This window comes from Mesorhizobium sp. M8A.F.Ca.ET.165.01.1.1 (assembly GCF_004792065.1).
Lineage (GTDB): Bacteria > Pseudomonadota > Alphaproteobacteria > Rhizobiales > Rhizobiaceae > Mesorhizobium.
Genome location: NZ_SRTH01000017.1, coordinates 51,318 through 77,454, shown reverse-complemented (window position 1 = coordinate 77,454; position 26,137 = coordinate 51,318). Strand labels below are relative to the sequence as shown.

Genomic DNA, 26,137 nt, shown 5'->3' with positions numbered 1-26,137 from the left:
AGCTTAAGCCGGCTGGAAATCGATATATAATGGGGTTCCATCTGGGCGCATCGCCGCTTTCATTCGCGTCTTCCGATATAGGATTGGATTGGTCTCATTGGTCAGGAACCGAAATGCGCCAGAATCTTCCATCAAGTCCTGCATGTCCTCGTAAACCTTTGCCCGCTCGTTGGGATCGTTAATGGACAGTCCCTTAGCGTTTAGCTCGTCAAAGCGTTGGCTGCGGAAGCGTTGCCAGTTCCATATACCCACTTGATCTTGCACGAACCAAGTCACGTAGTCGTACGGATCCGGCAGTCCGGAGAAGGTCATAATAAAGAGCTGCACGTCCTTCCAGCTGTCTCCCTCAGACTCCACGCCGAGTGACCAGAATGTCCCGGGATCTCGGGCATTAACCACCAGAGAAATTCCGACTTGGGACAATTGTGCCTGCACCGTCTGAGCTATGGCTGAAGTCTGGCTGTCGTTTGTACAGTCGAGGCTCAATGTCAAACCATTTACCCCAGCCTTCTCGAGAAGCTCTTTGGCTTTTGAGAGATCACCTTCCGGCGGAACCAGAGTCTTTGCGCGATGCCCAACGATACCTGGAGGAATAATACCCGTGGCCGCAATTGACTGACCGTCATACGCGGTATCTAAAACCTGTGGTACATTGATCGCCCATTGGATCGCCCTGCGGACATTTATGTCCTTCAGTTTGGGATGATCCATGTTCATGCCGATCCATGTATAACGGGTCGATGCCCTTTCCGCGATCTCCGTGTTGGCGGGCGGATTGCTCTTGAACGCCGCGAGAGAGTCCAAACCGACTACGGTGAAATCGACGTCGCCCGCCTGATAAGCACGTTCCGCTGCCTTAGCGTCCGGAATAGGCAGGATACGGATTTCGTCGAAGCCCGGCTTGGGGCCTGACCAGTCCGGATTTCTCGTGAGAAGTGCGTACTGGTTGGGCTTCCAGTCAGCCAGCACGTAGGGACCTGAGAATGCTGGCGGCTTCACACCGAAATTACCGCCGTCCTTGGTGGCTTTCCTTACCGCAGCCTCAGAAACGATTTGGCCGACGGCATAAGGCAGCGGAACAAGCCAAACAGCCGCAAATGGCGCGTTGAACACGATAACACCACTGTAGTCGTCCTCCACCTCGACGTGATTTAACGAGCCCCATTGGGGCTTGATGGGTGAATTGAGCTTGATGACGCGCTCGAAAGAGAACTTAACATCCTTGGCCGTCAGCTCGCCGTAATCGCCACTAAATTTTATGCCTTTCTTGAGGCGAAATCGGATATGCGTGGGATCAACCTGCTCGATCTTGTCTGCAGCCTCTAACTCCCAGCCCCATTCGGTGCCGGGCTTATATCGCGTGAGCTTTGAATAGATACAGTTTGTTAGGTCTACTTCCGCCGCCTGCCCGAGGAAAGCGGGATCCAGCGTGACCAGGTCTCCACTGGAACGCACCTCGAGCACCTTGCCTTCGGCCGCCCAGATGACTTGAGACAAGGGCATGCCAGCAGAGATTATGCCACCGCTTAGCGCGGCTCCTGCCCTAAGAAAGGTGCGGCGGCTTACACTTTGCATCATGTCCTCCATGGCTGTTCCCCTTGCCGAGCGACTTGCCGAGGCGTCTTGCCGTGGCCGCGGCGCCCGCGTTCCTTGCTCGGGTGTGTTTCTCTTTGGAATATACTATGGGGCAGCCAAGCCGCAGGCGGAAAAGATACCGTCAGGCATAAATTCTGTTTATGTCATGAGCTCTCGGCCTAGTTGCCGACGCAGCACTCTTTCCTTCAGAAGTTGCGGAGATGGCGTGAACCTCACTGCTGGTTGGAACGCGTCAATACCTACTATCTCGTTGTAAAAAGCGACATTTGAACCCCGGCCGAGCGGGACCAGTACCGGTCAGTTTAAGTCCCGAGCGAACTCCTTGACGTCGTCTCGTTCAAGTAAAAGCTTGTCGCCTTCCTTCGCCACGATATGTGTCTCGATGCGCCATACGTCGCGCAGCGCGCGGACAGTGGCCGAGAGCGCAATATGCACGTTCCAGTTACCGCGGGCGTACGACTTTTCCCAGTTGGAGGTTCCGCGCGCCGAGCTCGGATCGTCGGGATGCATGGTAAGTGTGTCACTGTGCTTAGCCGAAATGACCATTCCGGTGTGCGGATGCACCACGGTCCCCGCGTCGCTCGCCATCCGGAAAGTTGTCTCGCCCGTGGCTTGGTTGGTGATTACCTCGCGACAGAAAGGTTTACCAGGCTTAATAGTCTCTGTTGCCATCGGCCGAGCACTCTCTGGCTTCAGAAACGGTACAAGTTTGGAGTCTACGGCATTCGCTTTGCGCACCGGCAAGATAAGCCTGCTGGCCGCACAATGTATTGATAGACTTGCCCTCTCTGGACTAGGAAAGACAATAGGCCAATGGCTGGTGGCGATGGCGAGCCTTATGCGTTGCCCTTTTTCAAAGCGTTGCCCGCAAGACCGCAGCTTCAGGCGTATTGCTTCAGCCTTACCGGGCGTCATTGGCTTCAAATCGAGGTCGTCGTGGCGATGGGTCAAATTCAGAATGCCATAGCTCACACGGGTGGCCGAGCCGTCCTTAAACACGAGCGAAAGCGTGGCCGATAGGATTGCCACTGCTTTGTCGGAAGAGAGGGTTACCTCAAGCTCGGGGAAGCCGAGAAGGTCTACCTCCTCCAGAAGAGGCTCGGTTTCGAATACCAAGGCGTTTCCGGCTTCCATGCGCTGGTCGATGGGCTGGTCCGGCACTGCGCCATACGCGCACCAAACACCGGATGATAGCCCCGAAGTGGACGGTGAACAGATCGTAAGAACAGCATCACTGCCATCTCCTTCGGCAAGAAGTCCCGGTGAGAGCGACAGCCGTCTTTCGACAATGCTCGCCGTCGGCCAGGAAGGCTCAGCGATCCAACGGCCTGGCCGCTCGTCGTAGATGGCGGCGGGGGGCAAAGGATCCTGAATCCACGCGCGCAACATCGGCTCGTCCTCAACGCCGGTGTGGATGGCTTTAAGATGCTGGTCCCACCAGCGCAAGCATTCCTGGAGAAAGCCGATGCGAGGCCCGGGCATGGCGATGTGAGGATACTTATGAGCCCAAGGGCCGATCAGGCCTTTGCGAGGTCCCGGCAGGTTCTCGAGCATGCGCAAGATGGCGTTGGGATAGGCGTCCGCCCAGCCACCCACCGCGTAGACAGGAATCTCGATGTTGGAATAGTCCTCGCAGATAGAACCATGCTTGTAGAAATCGTCCCGACGCTGGTGCGCGAACCAGTCTTGCAGCCAGATCCCGTTGCCGTTGAGCCGCTCTTCCCAAATCTCACGCCAGCGTTCTCCCACAAGAGCTGGATCGGGCGGGGTCATGGCAATCGCCCAAGCCGCTGCCCCCCACATCAAATTTTCGCACATAAGCGCGCCGCCGAAATAGTGACATTCATCCCGGTATCGATCGTCGGTCGAACACAGCGAGATTATCGCCTTGAGGGCTGGCGGACGGCGGGCAGCAACCTGAAGGCTGTTGAACCCGCCCCAGGAGATGCCAATCATACCGACACTGCCTGAGCACCATAATTGCTTCGCCAACCATTCGATCACGGCAAGACAGTCGTCCTGCTCTTGTTTGAGATATTCGCCCCTGCAGACCCCTTCGCTATCACCCGAACCGCGCATGTCCACGCGCACACCTGCATAGCCATGCCCGGCGAAGTATGGATGGGTGAGTTGGTCGCGCTCCACAGTCCCATCCCTCTTTCGATAGGGCAGGTATTCGAGGATGGCGGGGACCGGGTCCGCCTCGGCGTCCTCCGGCAACCAGAGGCGGGCAGCGAGCTTTACCCCGTCCGGCATCGGGATCCAGACATTCTCGATCTCGCGCACTTTGCGGGGGAAGTCGGTAACAACGCGGATGTCATCCATGGTCCAATCCTCATATGCGTTCGCGCTTGCCGAACTGCCCTTGAGGTTCAGCAAGAAGGCGGCGGGTAACCTGCTGGAACAAAAGCGGTGGCAGGGATACCCGTGTTCGTCGAAGGGGGACCGGCGACCAAGTTGCGAGCGCCGTCCTCGTCCTCACCTCGAATAGACGACGAGGCTGAAGAGTCGCAGACTGAAAAGCTCGCGACTGGCATAAAGCCGATTCATATCAAACGTTGCGCTCGCTAGCCTTAGTCCCGAGTGACAGGTTTCGCGCAGACTTAGGTCAACTTGGCTCTCGCATGGAGCGCGTCAAGGCTCGGCCCAACACCCGAGCGGCGGGATGTCATGGTGGCGTGAGACCGGTCGCCTCACCGAGCCTAGTTTGCCATCAACTTCCCATCAGCCTATCTGGGGCACCTCTCAGCCTTTAGTGATAGCCCGACAAATCTCGCAATGGAGATCCGTATTCCGCGGTTGCGCAGGATCGTCACGCATCGTCCGGCTATACGACTTTATTTGACTCCGGCCAGCCAGCGGATGTTCTTCCCGCAACCGCGACCGGCCGGCGGATGCAGGCGGATCAGCGGCGGTTAATGCGCCAAATAGCAGGCCATGGCCCGTTTTCCCCAACGAGATCTCTCTCTAAAACCCGAACGTCCAAGTTATCCTTCACGCCACGATTTTAAGCTCTTAGGTGGCTCCGCACCCGACGCACCTGCACCAACATTCCACTCCCCCAAATCGATACGCTTATATTGATTCTGAAGTGACATCTTACTGACGCGGCAGTTAGTCACTTCCAATGAATTATCCGTCGCTCACATACATGTATAGCCGCCATCAACGGACAGGATGGCTCCCGTGCAATAGCTTGATGCAGGGCTGGCAAGAAACAGCACCGCGGATGCAACTTCATGGGACTCGCCCATTCTTCCCAGCGGAGTCTGCTCTAACCATCGATCATACTGAAATGAGCTTTCATTCCTCGGGGAAATTGTCATCTCTGTTGTAACATATCCTGGAGCTACCGCATTTACTCGCACATTATGCTTTGCCCAGGCACAGGCCAGCGACTTCGTCATCATGTGAATGGCGCCCTTACTGGTAATATAGGCGGTGTTGTTCTGTGGCTGCGTCACTATCATGCCGCACATGGATCCGATGTTCACGATGTTGCCCCAGCGACGGGCGATCATGTGCCGGCCAAAGGCCCTCGCACACCAAAATGCAGCATCCGAATTGACCCGCATCGTTGCCAGCCAGTCCGCGTCGGAAGTGTCGAGGGCCTCGGTTATCCGGGCTATACCGGCATTGTTAATAAGGACGTCGATCGGCTGTTCGGCATTCAGTTCGTCGGCGAGCGCCGTAACCGCATCCGGCTTTGCCACATCGATGCCGCGATGACTTGCCGCGATACCGCATGATGCGAGTTTGGCCGCAGCGGCAGCAGCGCTATTCGCGTCCAAGTCCGCGATGACAATTGACGCGCCCGCTTGGCCGAGAGCGTGAGCGATTTCAAGCCCGATACCGCGCCCCCCTCCGGTTACAATTGCACGCTTGCCGGACAGGTCGAATTTCTTCAGATAATCCATGCTGCCTTTGATCCAAGTTTGTATGTTGGCCTCGCCCCAATAAATTGACCGGGATCATGATCCCGATACGGGTGGCGCCCGTTGTTGCTTTTGCGGGTCTGTGCCACTCTGCCGGCTATCATCACTAAAACGGCCCCGCGACACGGATACGGAATGACATTGTCCAGCACCGTCCGACAGGGATCAACATTCTGCCGCAGAAACAACCCGTATAGGCAGCCTGGCCAATTGGCTTGCAATGATAGGCGCCAGCAATTGTCCTGAGAATGCGCAAAAGGATTCGCTGGCCGTAAACCCAGCTTATGTCCAGCCGCTCATGCGCAAGATCGCGAATACGCTACCTTCGCCGGCCATAACGCAAGCGTCTAGTTGCCAAACTTGGACCTCATGCTCAGGCGACCATGCTCATAGGATTTTCAATATAGCTCTTAAATATCTGCAGCAACTTTGCTCCGAGCACGCCGTCCACACAGCGATGGTCGATGGAAAGGGTAACACTCATCACCGTTGCGATGGCCATTGAACCGCTCTTGACGACTACATGCTGTCTGCCCGCACCGACTGCCAGAATCGTAGCGTGGGGGGGATTGATCACGGCAGCGAACTCTTTGACCCCCATCATGCCCATGTTCGAGATCGATGTCGTGCCGCCTTCATATTCTTCAGGCTTTAGCTTGCGATCTCTCGCGCGTTTGCCGAGGTCCTTCATCTCGGCGGAAATGACTTGAAGTGTTTTCTGTTCAGCCTTGCGTATGATCGGCGTGATCAGACCGCCTGCGATCGAGACAGCTACCCCTATGTCGACGTGCTGGTGTTTAAGAATAGCGCCCTCGGTCCAGGAGACATTCGCGTCCGGAACGTCACGCAGCGCAAGCGCCAAGGCCCTTATCACCATGTCATTGACGGACAACTTGTAGACCGGCAGTCCGTCCGCGGCCCTAGGCGCCGCACCGTTGAGTCGGGAGCGCAGTCCTAGAAGCTGATCGATCTCGCAATCCACTGCGACATAGAAATGCGGAATGGTTTGCTTCGAGGTCAGCAGACGACGTGCAATCGTCCTTCGCATCCCGTCGTTAGGTATGCGTTCATATGATCCGCCCTCAAACAGCTTAAGAACAGCGTCGTCCTTGGCACCTTTGCTTCCAGACGACGCTGCAGGAGCAGGGCCTCCAGGCGCGTCGGACCGTTGTCCAGGGGCTGCGGCAACCGAACCAGCTTCAGTCTTTATGGCAAGAACGGCGACCAGGTCCCTGACTTTTAGACCGTTAGCGCCTTCCGGAACGACAATCCTTTCCAGAGTACCGCCGGCAGCGGCCTTGATCTCTCCTGTATCGCTACCGCTTGATACTTGAGCCAAAACATCTCCGGCCTTTATGTCGTCCCCCTCGTTGAACATCCATTTTACAATGGTGGCTGCTCCCATATCGGAAACGAAGGCCGGCATTCTGACGTTGATAGGCATCGGCTCTACTGTGGCTTTTGAGGTATCTAGCGGGCTAGCGGTTTGCGGGTTCGGGCTGCTCTGCTTGGGGTACGAAGCGGAAAAATCTTCGAGCTGAACGGATGTTGGGGCTAAGAAGGCTCAAATGCTCACAGCAACAGTCCTCCGTCGATCGCGATCTCCGCCCCGGTAATGTAGCGGCTCTCGTTCGAGAGCAGGAAGAGAACGAGGTCGGCCACCTCGTCGACCGTCCCGGCCCGCTTGAGCGGAATGAGCGCGTACTGGCGCTCTCTGTCGGACGGATCCTCGGCGAGCAGCATGTCGGTTTCCACCCACCCGGGGTGGATAGAATTGACGCGGATTCCTGCTGGCGCAAGCTCTAGGGCCGCGCATTTTGTCATGCCTCGAAGGGCCCATTTCGTCGCGGAGTAGGCCATACAAGTTCGACTTCCGCGCATCCCGGCGACAGACGAGATGTTTACTATTGCGCCACCGCCGGATGCCTCGATCAGAGGTGAGACTTCCCGCATACCGAGGAAGCAACCCAACTGATTCACACGGAAGTGCTTTTCGAAGAGCGCGACGCTCGAATCCCTCATTGGCACGGGTTCATAAATCGCCGCGTTGTTGACCAGACCATGAAGTCCCGTCCCCTCCCCCTCCAGACAGCGGATCAGGCTTCGCCAGTCTTGCTCGCTAGTGACGTCGAGATGCACGTATGACGCTTTTTCACCAATAGTCGCTGCAAGTTGTTCGCCCTGCTCGTCTAGGAGGTCGCCGATGACAACCCGCCCTCCCTCCGTTGCGATTTGGACGGCTTCCGCCGCACCTTGACCTCGAGCTCCACCAGTAATCAAAACCGTCTTGCCTTCGAAGCGTTTGTCCCGCGTCATGGTAGTCCTACAGCAACGAGCAGTTGACTCCGAATACTAACCAATGGGTATGCAGACGTAAGCAGCCAGGAGTGGCACTTAAATCGCCGGAGGTTCTGAAGTTTAGTCAGATAAGTAACGAACCGTGATTCTTTTCTACTGCCCGGTGTTGATGCGACAGATGACGATTCCGACTTCCGTCGCTGACCCTTCATCAACAAGGATTTCGGCAACCACGCCTGCGGTCTCCGCCTCTATCTCAATGTTAGTTTTTTCCGACTCCACTTCGGCTAGAATCTGACCCGGAACGACCGAGGTGCCGACCGAAACATACCACTTCGTAAGATCAACCTCGACCGTCGATGCACCCATCTTCGGGATACGAACTTCAAACATGAGCATAGCTCCTTACGGCTAAGATCGCGTCTTCCAGTTGCTGCGGCTTCGGCAGAACAGCAGCTTCGAGCGCAAGATTGAACGGCATAGGAACGTCAGCTCGCGTGACACGCTTGATCGGGGCCTTGAGAGATGAAAACGCCAGCTCCCCTATTATTGCGCTCAATTCGGCGGCGAACCCACAAGTACGGTTCGTGTCGTCGTAGATTACGACGCGGCCAGTTTTCTTGACGGACTTCAACAGCCCTTCCCTGTCAAGCGGCAAGAGAGACCGAGGATCCCACACTTCGACGCTGATGTTTTTCTCCTGGGCGAGGCGCTCAGCGACAGCTAGAGCCTCGGGCACTAAATGCCCGATAGCAATGACTGTGACATCGGATCCTTCACGCTTAACGTCACCGCAACCGAAAGGGACGGCATAGATTTCCTCCGGCACCGGACCCTTTTGCGGAAGCGACATGGCTGATGCTATGAAAACGACGGGGTCGTCTTCGCGGATCGCCTGGATCATGAGGCCCTTGGCGTCGTAGGCATTCGAAGGGCAAACAACCTTGAAGCCAGCGTGTAGGAGGTACGGATAGGGATTGTCTGAGTGCTGGCCCGCGTTTCCACCCCGCGATCCAGACACCATAAGCGTGTAAGTGATTGGAAGATTTGCTTGACCTCCTAACATCAATCGCATCTTCGCCGCTTGATTGACTAGCTGGTCGAATGCGACGTAAATCAGTGAGGGAACTTGAAACTGAACGATTGGGCGCAAACCGGCCAAAGCCGCCCCCGTAGCGAAGCCGGTGAACGCTGCCTCGGAAATGGGTGTGTCGAGTACGCGGAGATCGCCGAAAGCGCCATGGAGGCCTTTCGTCTCACCGCGAATTCCACCTCGAATGTCCTCCCCGATAATCATGACACTCTCATCTGCCCCCATGGCCTGATGGTAGGCTTCGTTCATGGCCTGAAGAAATCTCAGCTGTCTCACGGCTCTACTCCCCATGCCGGAGTGTTCGGATACGGCACGGCATACATGCAATCGAGAGCCTCGGCCGGGTTCGGCGGGGGGCTGCTCCTAGCGAACTCGACGCCCCGATCGATCTCAATGTTGACCTCGGCATCGATAGCTTCAATGTCTTCTTGAGCGCACAAGCCACTTTCCATCATACGCGCCGCCCAGATCTTGATAGGGTCCCGCAACTTCCAGCGATCGACTTCCTCTTGAGATCGATAGTTCATCTTCATGTGACGCTCGCCTGTATAATGCCCAAAGTAGCGATAGGTTTGACACTCAATGAACGTTGGGCCTTTGCCGGTCCGAGCGCGTTCCGTAGCAGTGAGAGCAGCGTGATAAACGGCCTCGACGTCCATGCCATCGACGCACACACCAGGCATTCCGTAGGATTGGGCGCGAACGTAAGGGTCTAGGATCGTGACTTCTTTGAGAGGCGTCGAGATCGCGTACTGATTGTTCTCGCAGACGAAAATGACAGGAAGATCCCAAATCGCCGCGAGGTTCATCGCCTCGTGGAGGACCCCTTGGTTGATTGCTCCGTCGCCGAAGAATGAAACAGCAACGCGGTTTTCGCGAGCAGCTTTGAATTTGTGAGCCGCACCACAGGCTATAGGGGCTCCAGCGCCGACGATACCATTCGCCCCAAATATTCCAATCCCGACGTCAGCAATGTGCATGGATCCGCCGCGACCCTTATTGTATCCGCCCGTTCGCGCGAGCAGCTCAGCAAACATTCTGCCAACGTCGCCGCCCTTCGCCAGTGTGTGGCCATGCCCTCGATGGGTACTTGTGACGATGTCTGAAGTCGTGAGTGCGCCGCAAATACCAACCGCAACCGCCTCTTGCCCGCTGTACTCGTGACATACGCCGGCGATCTCGTTGTCATCGACTAGGGTGACGACCCGGTTCTCAAACTGCCTGATACGCGCCATGTCGTAATACAAGCTTCTCGCGAATTGAGCAGGCATAATGTTAGACGTCGACGCCTCTATTTTGTGTTCCAAGTTGATCTACTCCGGTCAAACCCGTTGTCGATGTGGCTACTCGATACCTATCGCCGACCAAGATTGTCGCGGCACGCAAGCCCAGAATAACTCTTTTCGAATAAACCATATTCCGGGCGTCTCGTAGACTGAAAGGATGGCGTCGGGTATAGACCTGATTGATATCAAGCCTCACAATCTTCACCCGAGGTAATCGCTTCTCGCCGTGGACCGGTGGCCGCGCATGAAGTACGAGAACGCGGCCAGCGAACTCAACGTGACGCGTTAAGATCCGCACATGACAGAACCTGAAAGGCAACTGTAGCAGTGCCGCGAACCGGGTTCCTCCCTATGCAGCAGCGGCGTGAACTGACCGCCCAGTTCTGTCCACCCAACTTTTACTGCCCGGATCGGCTGACGCGCCGGCGGTTGGCTTCGCGATAGGCCTGCTTAAAAGGCTTCCAATTGAGAGGCCGTCTCTCTCAAAGGGAGCTGTAGAGAGGATTTAACGTTTTCCAGTGTGTAAGCAAATGCAGTGGGCCTATCGAAGCGCCAATCCTTGTTGGCATACCCTCCAGAGCCCTCTTTAGGTTGTCCGCGGTGATCACCGAGCCTGCGTAAAGCCAGTTGGCCAAGTCAAGCATGGCGTCATATGCATCAGTTCAGTCGCGGTGCCGCAGGCATCCTTGAAAATCCTGATGCGGTAGTCGCGCGAAATCGCGTCTCACACTGTCGTTTCCAAACAAACCTCGCTTAAGCTCCGAACATTATAAGATGGTCCGCATTCAATCGGCGCAGCAAAATCTCCAAATTCGTGTTGTAGAACGCGCTGGGACGCTGCTTTCGTACAAGGCTAGCTTCCGGTTTCAGGTCCACGATGAATCTCGGCAGCCTGCCCGACGCTATGTGATGGGCGTCCGCCGTTCAAAGCCTCGTGACGTAGCGCGTCTACTCCTCTTGGATCATACCAATTCTGTGTATAGACAATAGGCAGCCCCGCTGCACGGCATGCATCGGAGAGCTGTCTTGGCACTCCGCAGCAGCTCTTCTCGATTGTAGATCGACCATGCCCCATCCGCTTCGATGCAGTCATGTAAATCCACCGCAATGACTACAGTGCGCTTGAACTGATCGGGCAACGTCATGTCGAGAACCTTTCCCCTTGTTCATAATTTACCCAAGGACATCTTCAAACAGCCGCGAGTCGTGATAGAAACGCTCCGAGGTCGATCGTGCCGATGCATGGGCGCACCTTCAATTGTCCGTCCAAACGGCTATTTGCCAATGAGGGCACGGAATGCGCAAGCAACCACGCCGCAATCGCGATTTGAATGCCACTTCCTGGTCAGATGGTTCAATTCTCAGGCCTGTTCGAAGAACTCTACTGCAATCAGCCGCTCTTTATTCCAGACGCTAGTGCTTTGACAGGCGAAAGATTGCTGCCCGACATAGACCATCTTCATGACAAGCTTAAAGCCGCTCGTAGGAGCATTCAATTTTTGCGCTGACACGATGCCCGCAGCGAGGGATCGCGAAAGTCCATCCCATACGCGCCTGGAAAGGGGGAGCCTAACGACCGTACGCGGCCGGCCCGGGCAGCATTAGTCCGAACGGCACGAGAGGAATAGCGGAACGACGTCCACAGGTTCTGCAGTCCTAGAGCAGTTCGCATTTAGGTTGACTTATAGCCTGCGCTTTCCATGTAGTTGTTGCATTCGTTTGGGCTGACCTGGGGTGTGGGCGATGGCGTTGTGATCGTTTGGCGGCACGGTCGGATGCAGTGCTTGAGCTTAGCAAACAGCTTCTCGATTGGATTGAGATCTGGACTGTAGGGCGGCAGGAAGAAGAGCCGCGCCCCAGCAGCTCTGACGATATCGCGGACGGCTTGGCCTTTGTGGGAACCGAGATTGTCGAGAATGACGATGTCCCCCGGCTTCAGGGCTTTGATGAGCTCGGTTGCGACATAGGCACGGGGGCCTGCGCATTGATAGGGCCGTCAATGACCCAAGGCGCCTCCAACCCGATCATGGCGTAGCGCGGCGATGAAGGTCATGGTCTTCCAATGGCCATATGGTGCGTGGGCCATCAGCCGCTTGCCGCGCACACCCCAGCCGCGCAATGGCGCCATGTTTGTCTTGACCCATGGTTCATCCAGGAAGACCAAGCGCGTAGGGTCAATGCGGGTCTGGTAGCGCATCCATTGCGCTCGCCGGCGCATCAGCTTGGGCTTGAACTGCTCGGCCGGCAGAATGGGTTTTTTAAAACTCTTGCCCTCGCGATGCAGGAAGTGACCGACGCTCGCAGGGTGGATGATGAGACCACGTTCAGCCAGTGCCGCCGTCAACTGATGAAGCGTCACGTTGGCATCTCGCTCGACCTAGCCCAGGACGAAAGCACGATGCTCCCATCGATCAGATAGGGCCGGTGACCGCCCATCTTGCCAGGTGCCGCACTGCCAAGGCGACGCTTGCGCGCCGCCCACTTGATCACGCTCGACACCGCCACCCTCAGAGCCGCAGCTACCTCACGGCTCGTCTCGCCCTCTTCAAGTCGGGCCAGTGCTCGCTCCCGAAGATCCATCGAATAAGCCTTCGTCAGTCCCGACCTCCAACGGTCAGAACATCAAATCTGATTTGCTCATCCTTGGGAATCCCGAATCAGATAAAACGCGAACTGCTCTAGTGGTGTGATGGGATCGCAAAAAGCTTTCGCCCGAGGGACTTGGACATAAAGTGGGTTTAAGACTAGCGAAACCTTTTGCGCATTCTCAAGGCTATTGCCCGCGCCTATCATCAGCAAGATACAAATCCGGCACGCCTTCTTAGACGGCGGGGCCACGAGTGTTTTAATGCGGGACGCCGGTCGTTCCGCTATCGCGGGCGAGGCTCTGAATGGACACTGACGTTCCCGCAAACCGACGCCGCGGAGGCCGGTCTTCGGTGGTTGCGGCACGGGAGGCTGAAAGAAGGCCGCGTGTCTCGACTATCAAGTACGGAATTCGACCTGTGGAGGCCGTCAACGCCGAACAGCTTGAGCGCATTCATCAGGCTTCGCTGGCGATCCTACGCGAGATCGGGATCGAATTCAGAGATGAGACAGCGATCAGGCAGTGGAAAGAGGCGGGGGCGGATGTCCGTGAACACCGCGTTCGCCTCGAGGCCGACATGGTCATGGATCTCATCTCCAAGGCCCCTTCCCGTTTTGAAATGACGTCTCGCGATCCGTCACAGCGTTTCGAGATCGCGCCAGATACAATGACTTTCGGCGTCATGCAGGGTGCGCCAAACATCCGCGATCTTCAGGGCGTGCGGCGCGCATCCACGATCGAGGATCTCCGGAACATGAACCGGCTGACCCAGATGCTGCCCGGTTTCCATATCGCGGGCGGGTTCACCTGCGAGCCGACCGACATCGCCGTGCCATGGCGCCATCTGCACATCAATCATTCGAGCCTGGTGGAAACCAACATGCCTTTCTTCGGTCTGACGACCGGAAAGCAACGTGCCGACGACTCGATCGCGATGGGCCAGATCGTGCATGGCAAGGCATTCATGGATCAGAACGCGGTGATGATCGGTCACGTGTCGGGCAACTCGCCGCTTGTCTGGGATTCGACCATGCTGGAAGGGCTTCGCGCCTTCGCCGACGCGAACCAGGTCGTGCTGCTGTCTCCATTCGTGCTCGGCGCCGCCAACACTCCCGCCGACATCCCCGCCACGATCGCCCAGTTGAATGCGGAGGCGCTCGCCGCGCTGGCCTATACTCAGCTTGCCGCGCCAGGCGCCAAGATGATCTACGGTCAATATTCCGTCTCGGTGTCGATGCGCAGCGGCGCCCCCATGTCCGGCATGCCGGAAGTTACTCTGATCAACGCCGTCATCGGACAACTGGCAAGGCGCTATAACGTGCCGTGGCGAACCACTGCGTCTCAATCCTCCGCCAAAACCTTCGATGCCCAGTCCGGTTATGAATCAGCCATCGCCTACATGTCCGGCGCCAGCGCCTGCTCCAACCTTATGATGCATGCCGGCGGCTGGGATGAAGCCGGTCTGGTGTGCTGCATGGCGAAGTTCATCGCCGATGCTGAACAGAACCTGCTCATCGAGAAATACGCGCGGGGCATATCATTCGAATATTTCGAGGATGCGCTCGAAGCCGTCCGCCGCATCGGACCCGGCGGCCACTATCTCGGAGATTCCTTCACGCTCAAGCGCTTCAAGGACGCGTTCATCGCGCCGGAGATCCTCGACTACCTAAGCTACGAGCAGTGGAAGGTCAAAGGTTCCAAGGACATGGCACAGCGCTGCAGGGAGAAGGCGACAGCAATCATCGCGAGCTACGAGCAGCCGCCGATGGACCCTGCCGTCCGCGAGGAACTCGATGCGTTTGTGGCGAAACGCCAGGAGGATATTTCCCCGAGCCTCGCCTAAGTCCAGCCAGGCGCCCATGAATAAATGGACCGGGAACAATAAAATTAGGGAGAAGAAACATGGCGTTTTTCAGAAGCAATGGGGATCGCGTTCCAGCTTCCATCGATAAGATGGCGAGCGAGGTCAAAGCAGGCACGATGGACCGGCGTGAGTTCCTTGCGCTTGCAAGTACATTCGGCGCCTCGGGTGCGATGGCCTATAGCCTGATCGGCGTGGCATTTCCCCAATCGGTGCGCGCCGCTGAACAGAAGAAGGGCGGAATTCTGCGCGTCTCAATGCCCGTCAAGGCGCAGAAAGACCCGCGTACCTATGACTGGGTGGAACTTGCCAACATCTCTCGTTGCTGGCTGGAGCCGCTCGTCCGTTACACACATGAGTTCACGTTCGAACCTGTTCTGCTGGAAAGCTGGGAGATCAATGAGGACGCGACGGAGTATGTCTTCCACGTCCGGAAGAGCGTCACCTGGAACAACGGCGATACATTCGACGCCGATGACGTAATCTTCAACATAACCCGGTGGTGCGAGAAGGGCGTCTCGGGCAACTCGATGGCCGCTCGTGTCGGGGGGCTTATCGATGCCAAGAACGGCAAGGCGAGAGATGGAGCGATCGTCAAGGTCGATGATTATACCGTCAAACTCGAGCTAAGCGACCCCGACATCGCCATAATCGCGAATTTCACCGACTATCCCGGGCTGATCGTCCACCCCAGTTTCGATGCCGGCGGCGCCGACCCAGTCACGAAGCCGATTGGGACGGGTCCATTTGAACTGGTATCCTACTTGGTCGGCAGCAAGGCTGAAGTCAAACGCCGGCAGGATGGCAAGTGGTGGGGCGGCGAGGCGTTGCTCGATGGCGTGCAGTTCGTCGATTATGGGACCGACTTCCAGGCGACGGTGGCTGCTTTCGAGTCCGGGGAGGTCGATCTCAATCTGGAGACTCCGGCTGACTTCATCGACATTCTGGACAAGATGGACCTGGTAAAATCGGAAGTCGCAACGGCAACGACGCTCGTGTGCCGCACCAACACCGCCCACAAACCATATGACGACAAGAAGGTCCGAAACGCGCTGCAGATGGCGGTCGATAACAACGCTGTCCTTCAACTCGGCTATGCAGGGCGGGGAACGGTCGGCGAAAACCATCACGTCAGCCCAATTCATCCGGAATATTATGCTCTGCCCAAAAAGAGCCGGAACGTAGAGGGCGCGAGGAAACTCATTGCTCAATCCGGACATACAGACTTCGAGCATGAGTTGATCTCGATCGACGAGGATTGGCAGAAAAACACCGGGGACGCCATCGCGGCCCAGCTGCGCGAGGCCGGTTTCAAGGTCAAACGTACTGTGCTTCCGGGTTCGACATTCTGGAATGACTGGTCAAAGTACCCATATTCGCTGACCGTCTGGTACATGCGCCCCCTCGGCGTTCAGGTTCTTGCATTGGCCTATCGCACTGGCGAAGCCTGGAATGAGACCGCTTATTCAAACCCCGAGTTTGACGCCAAGCTCAAGAAGGCCTTCTCCGTGAGTGACGCTGCCGAGCGCAAAGAGTTTATGAAGAACATCGAGGACGTGTTGCAGGACTCCGGAGTGATCATCCAGCCGTTCTGGCAAAGCCTCTTCGGTCACATGAACAAAAAGGTCCAGAACTACGTAATTCACCCGACGTTTCAAATGGATCTGCAGAACGTCTGGCTCGCCGCCTGAAGGCTCCAGTCGAGCACGCCGACTGGAGGGCAGGCCTGGTCCGGAGCGTGGTGTCCAGATGGACGTCGTCGGGTGAACAGGACGGTGAAGTCTGGACGATGGCACCATGAAGCAGGGAGAACTGCGCATCTGTCGGTAACGGTGCGACCTGCTCAGGAATAGAAGAGTAGCTCTACCTGCCGTAGGGCCTTGCGGAATCCGGAGCACCTATTGCACACAACTAACTTTAGCGCGACGCCGCGATATTCCCCTGGACCCTGGTGGCGTAGCAAGTTTTCGAGCGAGAAAGCTTCTGGAGAACAGCAACATGGGTAAGTGCGGAATACTAGATCCTTTTGAGTGCGGGGTAATCCCTCTCGCTGATTGGATGACTATCGGGCTGCGCTGGGTTGTTGATCACTACAGGCCGTTCTTTCAATCGGTCAAGGCGCCCTTCGACCTTCTACTGCAGTGGTTCGGCATAGCGCTCCATTCGGTTCCTCCGGTCGTGATGATCATCGTTGCGGGCCTGGCGGCTTGGCAGTTCGGCGGACGGAAGGTCGCCGGGGTTATCGTCGGCGCTCTCATCTTTATGGGTCTCATCGGCGTCTGGCAGGACGCCATGACGACGCTTTCAATTGTGCTGACTTCGCTCGTCGTAGCGGTGATGCTTGGCATTCCGCTCGGTATCTGGGCGGCGCGGAGCGAGCGAGTATTTGTGGTGATGCGTCCGATCCTTGACGGGATGCAGACCATTCCAGCGTTCGTCTACCTGGTTCCCATTGTGATGCTCTTCGGTATCGGCAACGTGCCGGGCGTGATCGTTACGGTAATTTTTGCGGTTGCGCCGCTGATCCGCCTTACGAACCTCGGCATACGGCAGGTACCGGAAGAGGTGATCGAAGCCATGCGCGCCTTCGGCGCTACGGAGCGTCAGCTTCTGTGGAAGGCTCAGCTGCCGCTTGCGCTACCCACCGTCATGGCCGGCATCAACCAGACGCTGATGATGTCGCTATCGATGGTGGTCATCGGTTCGATGATCGCTGTTGGTGGACTGGGCCAGACGGTGCTGCGCGGCATAGGCCGTCTTGATGTGGGTTTGGCGACAGTCGGGGGCCTGGGCATCGTCGCGCTGGCCATCGTGCTGGATCGCTTCACGCATTCGCTGTCGACACAGAAGCGAAGGCCGGGCGAGCTCTGGCATCAAGGTCCGGTGGGACTTTTCAGGGCCGTCACCTTAACAACTAGTCACAGAAGCTGAGCAATTTGCTCACACAGGGAGGAAACGATGAAGATAAAATGTGTGGCGCTGGCCATGGCCGTGATGGCTGGCTATGCGGTGCCGGCAATGGCAGATCAGGTCATGCCGGCCTGGAGCGGAGCGACAGAAGAGCTGTTCCAGACATTTGTCGTGGATGAGGGTCTCAAGGAGCTCGGCTATAACATAGCTGACCTGACCCAGGTTCAAGTTCAGCTGGCGCATACCGCTGTAGCTAACGGCGATCTCACCTTTTATGCGGTGCACTGGGTTCCGCTTCACGACACTTTCTGGAAAGCATCAGGCGGCGATGAAAAGCTGATGAGCGTCGGCACCCTAATCAAGAACAGCCTGCAGGGCTATCTGATCGATAAGAAAACGGCCGACGCCACTGGCATCAAGTATCTTGAGGACCTCAAGGATCCCGAGAAGGCCAAGCTTTTCGACATCGACGGGAATGGAAAGGCAGACCTCTACGGTTGCGAACCGGGGTGGGGCTGCGAACGCGTGATCGAGCATCAGCTCGACGCCTATGGCCTGCGTGATACCGTCGAGGAAAAGCAAGGCGGCTATTTCGCCATCATTCCTGACGCGATCGAACGCATCAAGGCTGGCAAGCCGACACTGTACTACACTTGGACGCCGCTGTGGGTATCTGCCATTCTCCGCCCAGGCAAGGAGGTTGTCTGGCTCAACGTCAAGAACACCTCTCTTCCTGACGCGGAGACCGGCAACACAGTTGTTGAAGGCCTCGGGAATCTTGGCTTCGCCGTGAACGACCAGAAGATCATCGCCAATACGACTTGGCTGAAAGCCAACCCGAAAGCCAAGAAATTCTTTGAGCTCGTGCAGATCCCGATTGCGGACGTCAACGCGGAAAATCAAAAGGTTGCCAATGGTGAAAAGAGCAACGAGCAGATCATGAAACACGCAACCGACTGGATCGCCGCTCACCACGCTGATTGGGAAAAGTGGATCGCTGAAGCCAAGGCCGCCAAGTGAGGCTCTGAGGTTTAAATCGGCCGGCGGCATCCGCCGGCCGATTACGGTCTGAAGATAGGCACAACACACTATCGAGAGTTCCGCACATGACTATACCCGCCATCGTCTGTTCCGGCTTGTGGAAAATTTTCGGGACGCGCAAAGGGAAAGCCCTCGCGGCGGCCCGCGATCGCGGGTTCAGCAAGAGGCAAGTCCTTGAAGAATTCGATTGCGTTCTGGGTGTGGCCGATGTGTCCTTCTCGGTCGAGCCCGGCGAGATCTTTTGCATCATGGGGCTGTCCGGCTCAGGGAAATCGACGCTTGTCCGCCATCTCAATCGGCTGATCGAACCAACCGCAGGCGAGGTTCGGATCGGCGGAAATGCCATCAACAAACTTTCGCCGTCTGAACTCCGGACCCTTCGCTCAGAGACGGTCGGCATGGTCTTCCAGCACATGGCGCTGCTGCCGCACCGCACCGTCTACGACAATGTTTCCCTCAGTCTCGAACTCCGAGGCAAATCACGCAAGGAGTGCCGCCGCGTGGCGGAAGAAAACCTCAAGCTCGTTGACTTGAGCGGTTGGGGCGAGCGTTACCCGGACGAGCTCTCGGGCGGGATGAAGCAGCGGGTGGGGCTTGCCCGTGCCATGGCGGCAGACCCGCAGATCCTGTTACTGGACGAGCCGTTCTCAGCGCTCGACCCGTTGATCCGCCGCCAACTCCAACAGCAGTTCCTAGACCTCGCGAAGGTCGTCCAGAAAACAACGGTGTTTATCACACACGACCTCGACGAAGCCATTCGCCTGGGCGATCGTATTGCGATCATGAAGGATGGTAAGTTCGTTCAAGTGGGAACGCCGGAAGACATCGTAACCGCGCCCAAGGACCGCTATGTCGCTGATTTCGTCTCAGGCATTTCGCTGCTCAATCTCGTCACTGCCAGGAAGATCATGCAGCCGCGGGACAGCATAGCGACGCTTTCTGAAAAGAAATTCCAAGCGCTCCCCCGCGTGCAAACCACTGACAAGCTCTCCGCTGTGATCAGCACCGCTGCGGATGGCGGCGATCTGATCGCAGTCTATGACGGCAGCGAGCCGGCGGGCGTCGTCACCCGGCGCGCCCTGTTTTCAGGAATTCAAGGCGTGATATCGAGCCCCAAGGCCGTGAGTGGTTTGAAATCGGGAAAAATTTGCCAGTACGGGGGCAGCTCTGCCCCCTCAATCCGCCCAACAAGCTCTGGAAGATCAATCGATATGGACACAGCTGCGCTCTCTGCTCACAGCGACGAAGGCAAGAAATGAGCGAACCGACCTTGTCCCGTGCTTAGTAGAAGTGCTCGCGCAGTGCCCCGGCGCCCTGCATGCTGAACAGTCTGAAACTACTTTCGTGAAGGACCCCGCCGTCGCCCTTTCGCGGCGATGACTTACGTTCCGCCCGGGCGATCCACGCGCGGTGGACGCAACGGGCTTTAAATCCGCACGCCCATTTTACCACCGCCGATCTGACACATTTAAATTGGTCCTATTGAAGACTTGCCACCCACCCACGGCTGTGGTCGATCGTAGGGACCGGTACTGAGGACGTCTGCCTACAAGGCCTTGAGCCGCTCCACCGCGGTTAGGGCTGATATCTCTCGGGCCTTGGCCAGCATCACTACTTTCAAGGTCTCCCAACAAGAGACGGCATTGGGGATACGGACACCTAGACGCTTGACGTATAATTGCTCGCGTTACGTATCGAAGCTGCATCCCTTGCGAAGACGCGTTGCGCAGCTATCCACTCATTCCTATAGGTGTTTGTAACTCAGGCCCGCACTTTTTCAGCCTTCGGATCGTACATCGGCTTCAACGATGCTTCCGCCGCGAAGCGTTCGCCGGCGATTTCGATCTCGTAGGATGAAGCCAGCACATCGGCCTCGCTCTCGCCCCGGCATGGCACATAACCCAGCCCTACCGCGCCGCCGAGGTGATGGCCGTAATTGCCTGATGTGATCGGACCGACGATCTTGCCGTCGCGCAGGATCGCCTCGTTATGGAAGAGCAGGGGCTCTGGATCCTTAAGCCGGAACTGGACGAGCCGGCGTGACAGGCCGGCTTCCTTTTTGCGCAGCACGGCATCGCGGCCGATGAAGTCGCCCTTGGCGGTCTTCACCGCGAAGCCGAGGCCGGCCTCCAGCACATTGTCCTCGTCGGTGATGTCGTGGCCGAAATGCCGGAAAGCCTTTTCGATGCGGCAGGAATCCAGCGTGTGCAGGCCGCAGAGTTTCAGGCCGACATCGGCACCGGCCTCGTCGATCGCTTCGAAAACGTGTGCTGCCTGGTCGGTCGAGACATAGAGTTCCCAGCCGAGCTCGCCGACATAGGTGACGCGGTGGGCGCGGGCCAGGCCCATGCCGATCTCGATCTCCTGGAATGTGCCGAACGGATTTTTCTCATTGGAGAAATCGTTCGGGCTGACCTTCTGGATCAGCTTTCGCGCATCCGGACCCATGAGACAGAGCACGCTTTCGGCCGCCGTTACGTCGGTGACGACAACGAACTGCCCGCCGACATGGCGGCGCAGCCAGGCGAGGTCACGCTGCAGCGTGGCGCCTGGGACGACGAGGAAGAACGCCGTCTCCGACAGGCGCGAGACCGTCAGGTCGCTCTCGATGCCGCCGCGTTGGTTGAGCATCTGGGTGTAGACGATCTTGCCCGGCGCGACGTCCATGTCGTTGGCGCAGAGCTTCTGGAGGAAGGCACAGGCGTCGCGGCCTTCGACACGGATCTTGCCGAACGAGGTCATGTCGAACAGGCCGACCTTGTTTCGGACCGCGAGGTGTTCCTCGCGCTGGTTGTCGAACCAGTTCTGCCGCTTCCAGGAATAGCGGTATTCGCGCTCCTGGCCCTCGCGTGCGAACCAGTTGGCGCGCTCCCAGCCGGCGACTTCGCCGAACACCGCGCCGCGCGCCTTCAGATGCTCATGCAGGGGCGAGCGGCGGACATTCCTCGAGGTCGCCATCTGCCGATAGGGGAAATGGTCGGCATAGAGCAGGCCGAGCGTCTCGGAGACGCGCTCCTTGAGATAGCGTCGGTTCTTCTGGAATGGCTGGGCGCGGCGGATGTCGACCTCCCACAGGTCGAAGGGCGCTTCGCCGTCATTGATCCACTGCGCCAGCGCCATGCCGGCGCCGCCGGAGGAGACGATGCCGATCGAATTGTAGCCGGTCGCCATCCAGTAGCCGGACAGCTCCGGCGCCTCACCGAGATAGTAGCGGTCATCGGGCGTAAAACTCTCCGGACCGTTGAAGAAGGTGTGGATGCCGGCGGTCGCCAGCATCGGCATGCGGTTGACGCCCATTTCGAGGATCGGCTCGAAATGCTCCATGTCCTCAGGCAGTTGGTCGAAGCAGAAATCCTCGCTTATGCCGTCCATGCCCCACGGCTTGGCCACCGGCTCGAAGGCGCCCAGCATCATCTTGCCGGCGTCTTCCTTGTAGTAGGCGCACTCGTCCGGCACCCGCAGCACCGGCAGACGGGTGAGGCCGGGGATCGGCTCGGTGACGAGATAAAAATGCTCGCAGGCGTGTAGCGGGATGGTGACGCCGTTCTGCGCTCCCAGTTCGCGCGCCCACATGCCGGCGCAATTGACGACGATGTCGGCCTCGATCGTGCCTTGCTCTTCGCCTTGCGCCCAGGACACGCCGGTGACGCGGCCGGCCCTGGTATGGACCTTGGTGACCTTTACGTTCTCGACGATGGTGGCGCCGCGCTGGCGCGCGCCCTTGGCCAGCGCCATGGCGATGTTTGCGGGGTCGCACTGGCCGTCGAGCGGCAGATGCACGGCGCCGACGACGTCCGAGACATTCAGATGCGGATACATCTGCTTGACTTCATTGGGAGAAATCTCGCGGACATCGACATCGAAGGCACGCGCCAGCGATGCTTGCCTGTAGATCTCGTGCTTGCGCTCCTCGGTCAGCGCCACGGTGATCGAACCGACCTGGCGCATGCCGGTGCCGACCTCGGTCTCGGCTTCCAGCTTGACGTAGAGGTCGGCGGAATATTTCGCCAGCCGGGTCATGTTCTGCGAGCCGCGCAACTGGCCGATCAGGCCGGCGGCATGCCATGTCGTGCCTGACGTCAGCTGCTTGCGCTCCAGAAGCACGATGTCGGTCCAGCCGAGTTTGGCCAGGTGATAGGCGACGGAGCAGCCGGAAACGCCGCCACCGATGATGACCGCTCTTGCTTTGGCGGGAATGGCTTTGGCGGTCATGCGGCCTCGCGGCGGTAGCTGGAAGCGAAACGGCGCAGCCGGAGCGCTGCTTCTTGCAGCATAGGTTCGGGCTGGCAGAGGCTGATGCGGATATGGCCTTCTGGCACGGGGGTGAAGTGGCGCCCTGCGTCACATTCACCTGTCGCCTGCAACGACGATAGTGCGCCTTGATGGGCATTTTCTAAGCCGACCACCCGCTGCCTATTCATGGAGCGACATCCACAAGTTGATGCCCCCTCCGCAGAACGATGCGCAGGGTTTGTCACATCGAAATTGGGCCGCTCTACCACCGAGTTCCCACCTACCTCCGATGCAGAGTTGCCTGGGCATGCTTGTCCTCCGTTAGCGCGACGTTCATTGTTGGTCAGATTAGGCGTCTCTGACCCAACCCATGCGATAAACTCGACCCGTTTGACTGCCCTCTGCGCTCTTGACGTAGCCGAGCGCCACCTCGCTCGCCGGCACCGCCGCGGTGCCAGGAAAGAAGTCGCCGTAGAGCTGAACCGACTCCTGTACGAGAGTCGGACTGACCAGATTGATCCGCAGCCCCCGCCCAAGCTCGATTGCCGCGCTGCGTACAAAACCGTCTAACGCGCCATTGACCAGGGCGGACGAGCTTCCCTGCCGGATGGGATCTTCGTTGGTTAGACCCGAGGTCAAGGTAAATGATCCGTGGTCGCGGATACGCTTGAGACCCTTCGCTACGAGATTGACCTGCCCCATCAACTTACTGCGCAGCCCGATTTCGAACTGTTCATTCGTGAATTGGTTCAGCGGGGCGTAGTGCACGGCCCCTGCTGTGCAGATCAACGCGTCAAATGCACCGATCTTGTCGAATAATTGGTCGATAGAGTTCGGCTCGGCGATGTCGACGTTGAATAAGCCGCTAGTTCGCCCGACTCCTATAATGTTGTGCCGCTTGCCAAGTTCGGCCGCTACGGCCGACCCGACAATCCCAGTCGAACCAACCAGGACAATTCGCATAGGGACTCCCCTGGATATCCTGACGGCTAGGAGGCGACCTCAAACAGCGGGGCAAGTGCGGCGCGAAGCGCCATGTCCTGGTCCGCCGAGAGTTTTGCCAATGGCTTGCGGACATTCCCGGTTCCGAGGCCGCGCAGTTGCGCGGCTCTCAGAACAGAAGGCGTATATGGTGCCCGCCAGATAAAAAGCAACGAGGGCAGCATCCGCTGCCAAAGTGCCAGAGCCCTCTCCAAATCCTTCGCTGCCACAAGGTTGTACAATTCGACAGCCTCAAGAGGCATGTAGTTTGCTGCGCCCCAGATAACACCGCGCGCGCCTGCCATCAGCGCATAGAGGGTTGTTGTATCGCAACCATTTAGCACCTTGCCTCCCGTCTGCAGATACTCCTGATGCACGGTGAAGTCGCCGGCACTATCTTTGATGTAATTGAAATGCTTGAGACCGCTCAGTCGATCAAAAAGGCGTGGCGAAACCGCGATCCCGGTAGCCTGCGGGATGTTGTAGCCCACAATATCCACGCCAACCGCCGCGTCGATTTCCCTGTAGAAATTGAAAATTCCATCCTCGTCTGACGGACCTTCGAGATACGGCGGCAAAATCATCAGCGCGTCCGCGCCGACCGATTCAGCTTGCTGTGACCGCCGTATGACTTCGTCCATATTCAGGGCCGAGGTCTGGCAGACAACGTTGCAGCGTCCTGCGATGCGCTTCGCCCCGAGCTCGTAGAGCCGATTGCATTCGGACTCGGTCAGGTAAGGGTGCTGGCCTGTACCTGCCCCAAGAACCAAGCCGTGAACTCCCGCCGATACGTATTTTTCGATCAACTCTTCGAAGAGGCCGTAATCGATCGCACCGGTAGGTTCGAACGGTGTCTGCATTGCAAGATTGATGCCCTTCAGGTCCGCCATTGCCGTTCCTCTTATTGCTAGACTTCCGCGCCTGCCTGCCTGAAACGAAGAGCGGTCACGAACCGGACGCCCATTGATGTGACAAGTCTCGGATAAGTCCTGCTCGGAGCGGCCCGCGTCTTCAGGATATCGATCACAGCCGAAGATTGCCCCGTGGCCAGTTCGGCGACAGCCTTGCCAAAGGCAGCCCCTCGAGCGACGCCGGTTCCATTACAGAAGGCGGCACCATAGACGTCGTGCGCCAACTCGCCGAAGACCATGCCGCCATTTTGCGCGAGCGTAAGCAGACCACCCCAGCTGGCCTCAAAGCCGATTGACGAAAGCCCGGGCCATCGGCGGTCAAATGCTACCTGCTGCTGGGTCCGCGCCCTAAGGACATCTTGTTTGGTTGTTTTGAAATTAGTCGCATACGAGTAAACGTTTCTAAGGAAAAGACGGTTGTCTATAGTACGTCGCACCGTCGTCCCAAAGCTATCGGCCGGAATAAGCCCATATGTTCGCTTGTTGCCCACGTTGGAAAGCTCGCTCTCAGTGAGCTGTCTGGTCATGCTCGCGAACGTGTAGAGTGGTATGGCTCGGTTTTCGAAGAAGCCAAATCTCGTCAGATAACCCGATGCGCAGATGATGACCTTCGAAGCCCTGATTGTTCCAGCAGGCGTCTCGCAGATGTGCTTCGGCGCACCGAACTGGACCGCCACAATGGCGGTGTTTTCATGGATGGTAACGTTCTCGGGGAGGCTGTTTACGGCGTTCTTGAGATACTTCGCAGGCTGGACCAGAATCGTGCCAGGGTGATGCAAAGCTTTGACGTAGTGCTTACTGCCGGTGATCGACTGAATTTCAGGGGCTTCAACCCAGCTGTACTTCTGTCCAAGCTTATCGAGCGCCTCCGAAAAGCGGTGTAGATCGGCAACGCCGTGAGACGTGGCCGCGCTGTGGTATTTCCCCTGCGGGTCCCAATCACAGTCTACCCCATGCTCCTCGACGGCGGTTCGAATGTAGGCGATGCCCTCAAGGTTGACGTACAGCTCTTCCTTGTTTCCCCTAATGTCTTCAACGAAGTCGCGTTTTCGGGGATTGTGCGCGAGATCGATGACGAAGCCCATGCACCGCCCCGATGCATTGTCCCCGATACGTCCGGCGTCGACGAGGATTACCGAAGACTGGGGGTTGAGTTCGGCAAATCGGCGGGCCGCGTGAAGCCCCATCCAGCCGCCGCCAATGACCAGGCAATCGCATGTGACATCGCCTTGCTGCGGCACTAAGGGTAGCTCCGGTCCCGACGTGCGGTACCACCCTGAGACTGTTGGCTCCGGATGCGGTGCTTGGACGACAATACGCTCTCTTGTCTTTGTTTGATTCAAAGAGTTCACTGCCAACTCGCTCGGTGAAGGCGGCCGGTGGGTAGTGCACCGCTCGCTCTGGC

General features: G+C 57.7%; 17 protein-coding genes and 1 pseudogene. 5 read left to right on the top strand and 13 right to left on the bottom strand.

Annotated elements, in window-relative coordinates; genetic code table 11:
• Positions 1-3: 3 nt before the first annotated feature.
• The 9 genes and pseudogenes from EN808_RS30330 to EN808_RS30285 all read right to left on the bottom strand — a co-directional run bounded on the left by EN808_RS30330 (position 4) and on the right by EN808_RS30285 (position 12,806).
• A complete protein-coding gene (locus EN808_RS30330; RefSeq protein WP_126080633.1) occupies positions 4-1,587 on the bottom strand; it encodes an ABC transporter substrate-binding protein in 1,584 nt (527 codons plus the stop codon).
• Positions 1,588-1,893: 306 nt separating this feature from the next.
• Positions 1,894-3,921: a CocE/NonD family hydrolase gene (locus tag EN808_RS30325; protein ID WP_126080632.1), complete on the bottom strand. Its 2,028-nt coding sequence runs from the start codon at positions 3,919-3,921 to the stop codon at positions 1,894-1,896.
• 818 nt (positions 3,922-4,739) lie between these two features.
• Positions 4,740-5,513 (bottom strand): SDR family oxidoreductase, encoded by a 774-nt coding sequence (locus EN808_RS30320; protein ID WP_126080631.1) that lies wholly within the window; start codon positions 5,511-5,513, stop codon positions 4,740-4,742.
• Between the two features lie 391 nt (positions 5,514-5,904).
• Positions 5,905-6,975 (bottom strand): 2-oxo acid dehydrogenase subunit E2, encoded by a 1,071-nt coding sequence (locus EN808_RS30315; protein ID WP_126080630.1) that lies wholly within the window; start codon positions 6,973-6,975, stop codon positions 5,905-5,907.
• A gap of 128 nt (positions 6,976-7,103) precedes the next feature.
• The gene (locus EN808_RS30310) at positions 7,104-7,847 is read right to left on the bottom strand and encodes an SDR family oxidoreductase (RefSeq protein WP_126080629.1); all 744 of its coding nucleotides are present in this window, start codon (positions 7,845-7,847) and stop codon (positions 7,104-7,106) included.
• Positions 7,848-7,982: 135 nt separating this feature from the next.
• Complete coding sequence (locus tag EN808_RS30305) at positions 7,983-8,222, bottom strand: biotin/lipoyl-containing protein (RefSeq protein ID WP_164762741.1); 240 nt, start codon at positions 8,220-8,222, stop codon at positions 7,983-7,985.
• Positions 8,215-9,171, bottom strand: coding sequence for a transketolase C-terminal domain-containing protein (locus EN808_RS30300; RefSeq protein ID WP_206516850.1), 957 nt, complete (start codon positions 9,169-9,171; stop codon positions 8,215-8,217). Before EN808_RS30300 ends, EN808_RS30305 begins: the two co-directional genes overlap by 8 nt.
• Before the next feature lie 23 nt (positions 9,172-9,194).
• Positions 9,195-10,229, bottom strand: a complete 1,035-nt coding sequence (locus EN808_RS30295) for a thiamine pyrophosphate-dependent dehydrogenase E1 component subunit alpha (RefSeq protein WP_206516851.1) — start codon at positions 10,227-10,229, stop codon at positions 9,195-9,197.
• Between the two features lie 1,651 nt (positions 10,230-11,880).
• Positions 11,881-12,806 (bottom strand): annotated as a pseudogene (locus EN808_RS30285) (IS630 family transposase).
• Between the two features lie 293 nt (positions 12,807-13,099).
• Between EN808_RS30285 and EN808_RS30280 the strand changes: the two are divergent.
• From EN808_RS30280 to EN808_RS30260, 5 genes are all read left to right on the top strand, one after another.
• Positions 13,100-14,638 carry a trimethylamine methyltransferase family protein gene (locus EN808_RS30280; RefSeq protein ID WP_126080626.1) on the top strand — a complete coding sequence of 513 codons (1,539 nt, stop codon included), beginning with the start codon at positions 13,100-13,102 and terminating at the stop codon, positions 14,636-14,638.
• A gap of 59 nt (positions 14,639-14,697) precedes the next feature.
• Complete coding sequence (locus EN808_RS30275) at positions 14,698-16,347, top strand: ABC transporter substrate-binding protein (RefSeq protein ID WP_126080625.1); 1,650 nt, start codon at positions 14,698-14,700, stop codon at positions 16,345-16,347.
• 367 nt (positions 16,348-16,714) lie between these two features.
• Positions 16,715-17,587 carry an ABC transporter permease subunit gene (locus tag EN808_RS30270; protein ID WP_245466464.1) on the top strand — a complete coding sequence of 291 codons (873 nt, stop codon included), beginning with the start codon at positions 16,715-16,717 and terminating at the stop codon, positions 17,585-17,587.
• Between the two features lie 27 nt (positions 17,588-17,614).
• Positions 17,615-18,586: a glycine betaine/L-proline ABC transporter substrate-binding protein ProX gene (gene proX / locus EN808_RS30265; protein ID WP_126080623.1), complete on the top strand. Its 972-nt coding sequence runs from the start codon at positions 17,615-17,617 to the stop codon at positions 18,584-18,586.
• Positions 18,587-18,672: 86 nt separating this feature from the next.
• Positions 18,673-19,866, top strand: coding sequence for a betaine/proline/choline family ABC transporter ATP-binding protein (locus EN808_RS30260; RefSeq protein WP_126080622.1), 1,194 nt, complete (start codon positions 18,673-18,675; stop codon positions 19,864-19,866).
• A gap of 502 nt (positions 19,867-20,368) precedes the next feature.
• Here the strand turns inward: EN808_RS30260 and EN808_RS30255 are convergent.
• The 4 genes from EN808_RS30255 to EN808_RS30235 all read right to left on the bottom strand — a co-directional run bounded on the left by EN808_RS30255 (position 20,369) and on the right by EN808_RS30235 (position 25,973).
• Entirely contained in the window at positions 20,369-22,819 is a 2,451-nt protein-coding gene (locus tag EN808_RS30255; protein ID WP_126080621.1) for an FAD-dependent oxidoreductase, read from the bottom strand.
• A gap of 369 nt (positions 22,820-23,188) precedes the next feature.
• Complete coding sequence (locus tag EN808_RS30245; RefSeq protein ID WP_126080619.1) at positions 23,189-23,803, bottom strand: short chain dehydrogenase; 615 nt, start codon at positions 23,801-23,803, stop codon at positions 23,189-23,191.
• Positions 23,804-23,829: 26 nt separating this feature from the next.
• Entirely contained in the window at positions 23,830-24,711 is an 882-nt protein-coding gene (locus EN808_RS30240; protein WP_126080618.1) for a dihydrodipicolinate synthase family protein, read from the bottom strand.
• 17 nt (positions 24,712-24,728) lie between these two features.
• Complete coding sequence (locus EN808_RS30235) at positions 24,729-25,973, bottom strand: FAD-binding oxidoreductase (RefSeq protein WP_245459658.1); 1,245 nt, start codon at positions 25,971-25,973, stop codon at positions 24,729-24,731.
• Positions 25,974-26,137: the final 164 nt, after the last annotated feature.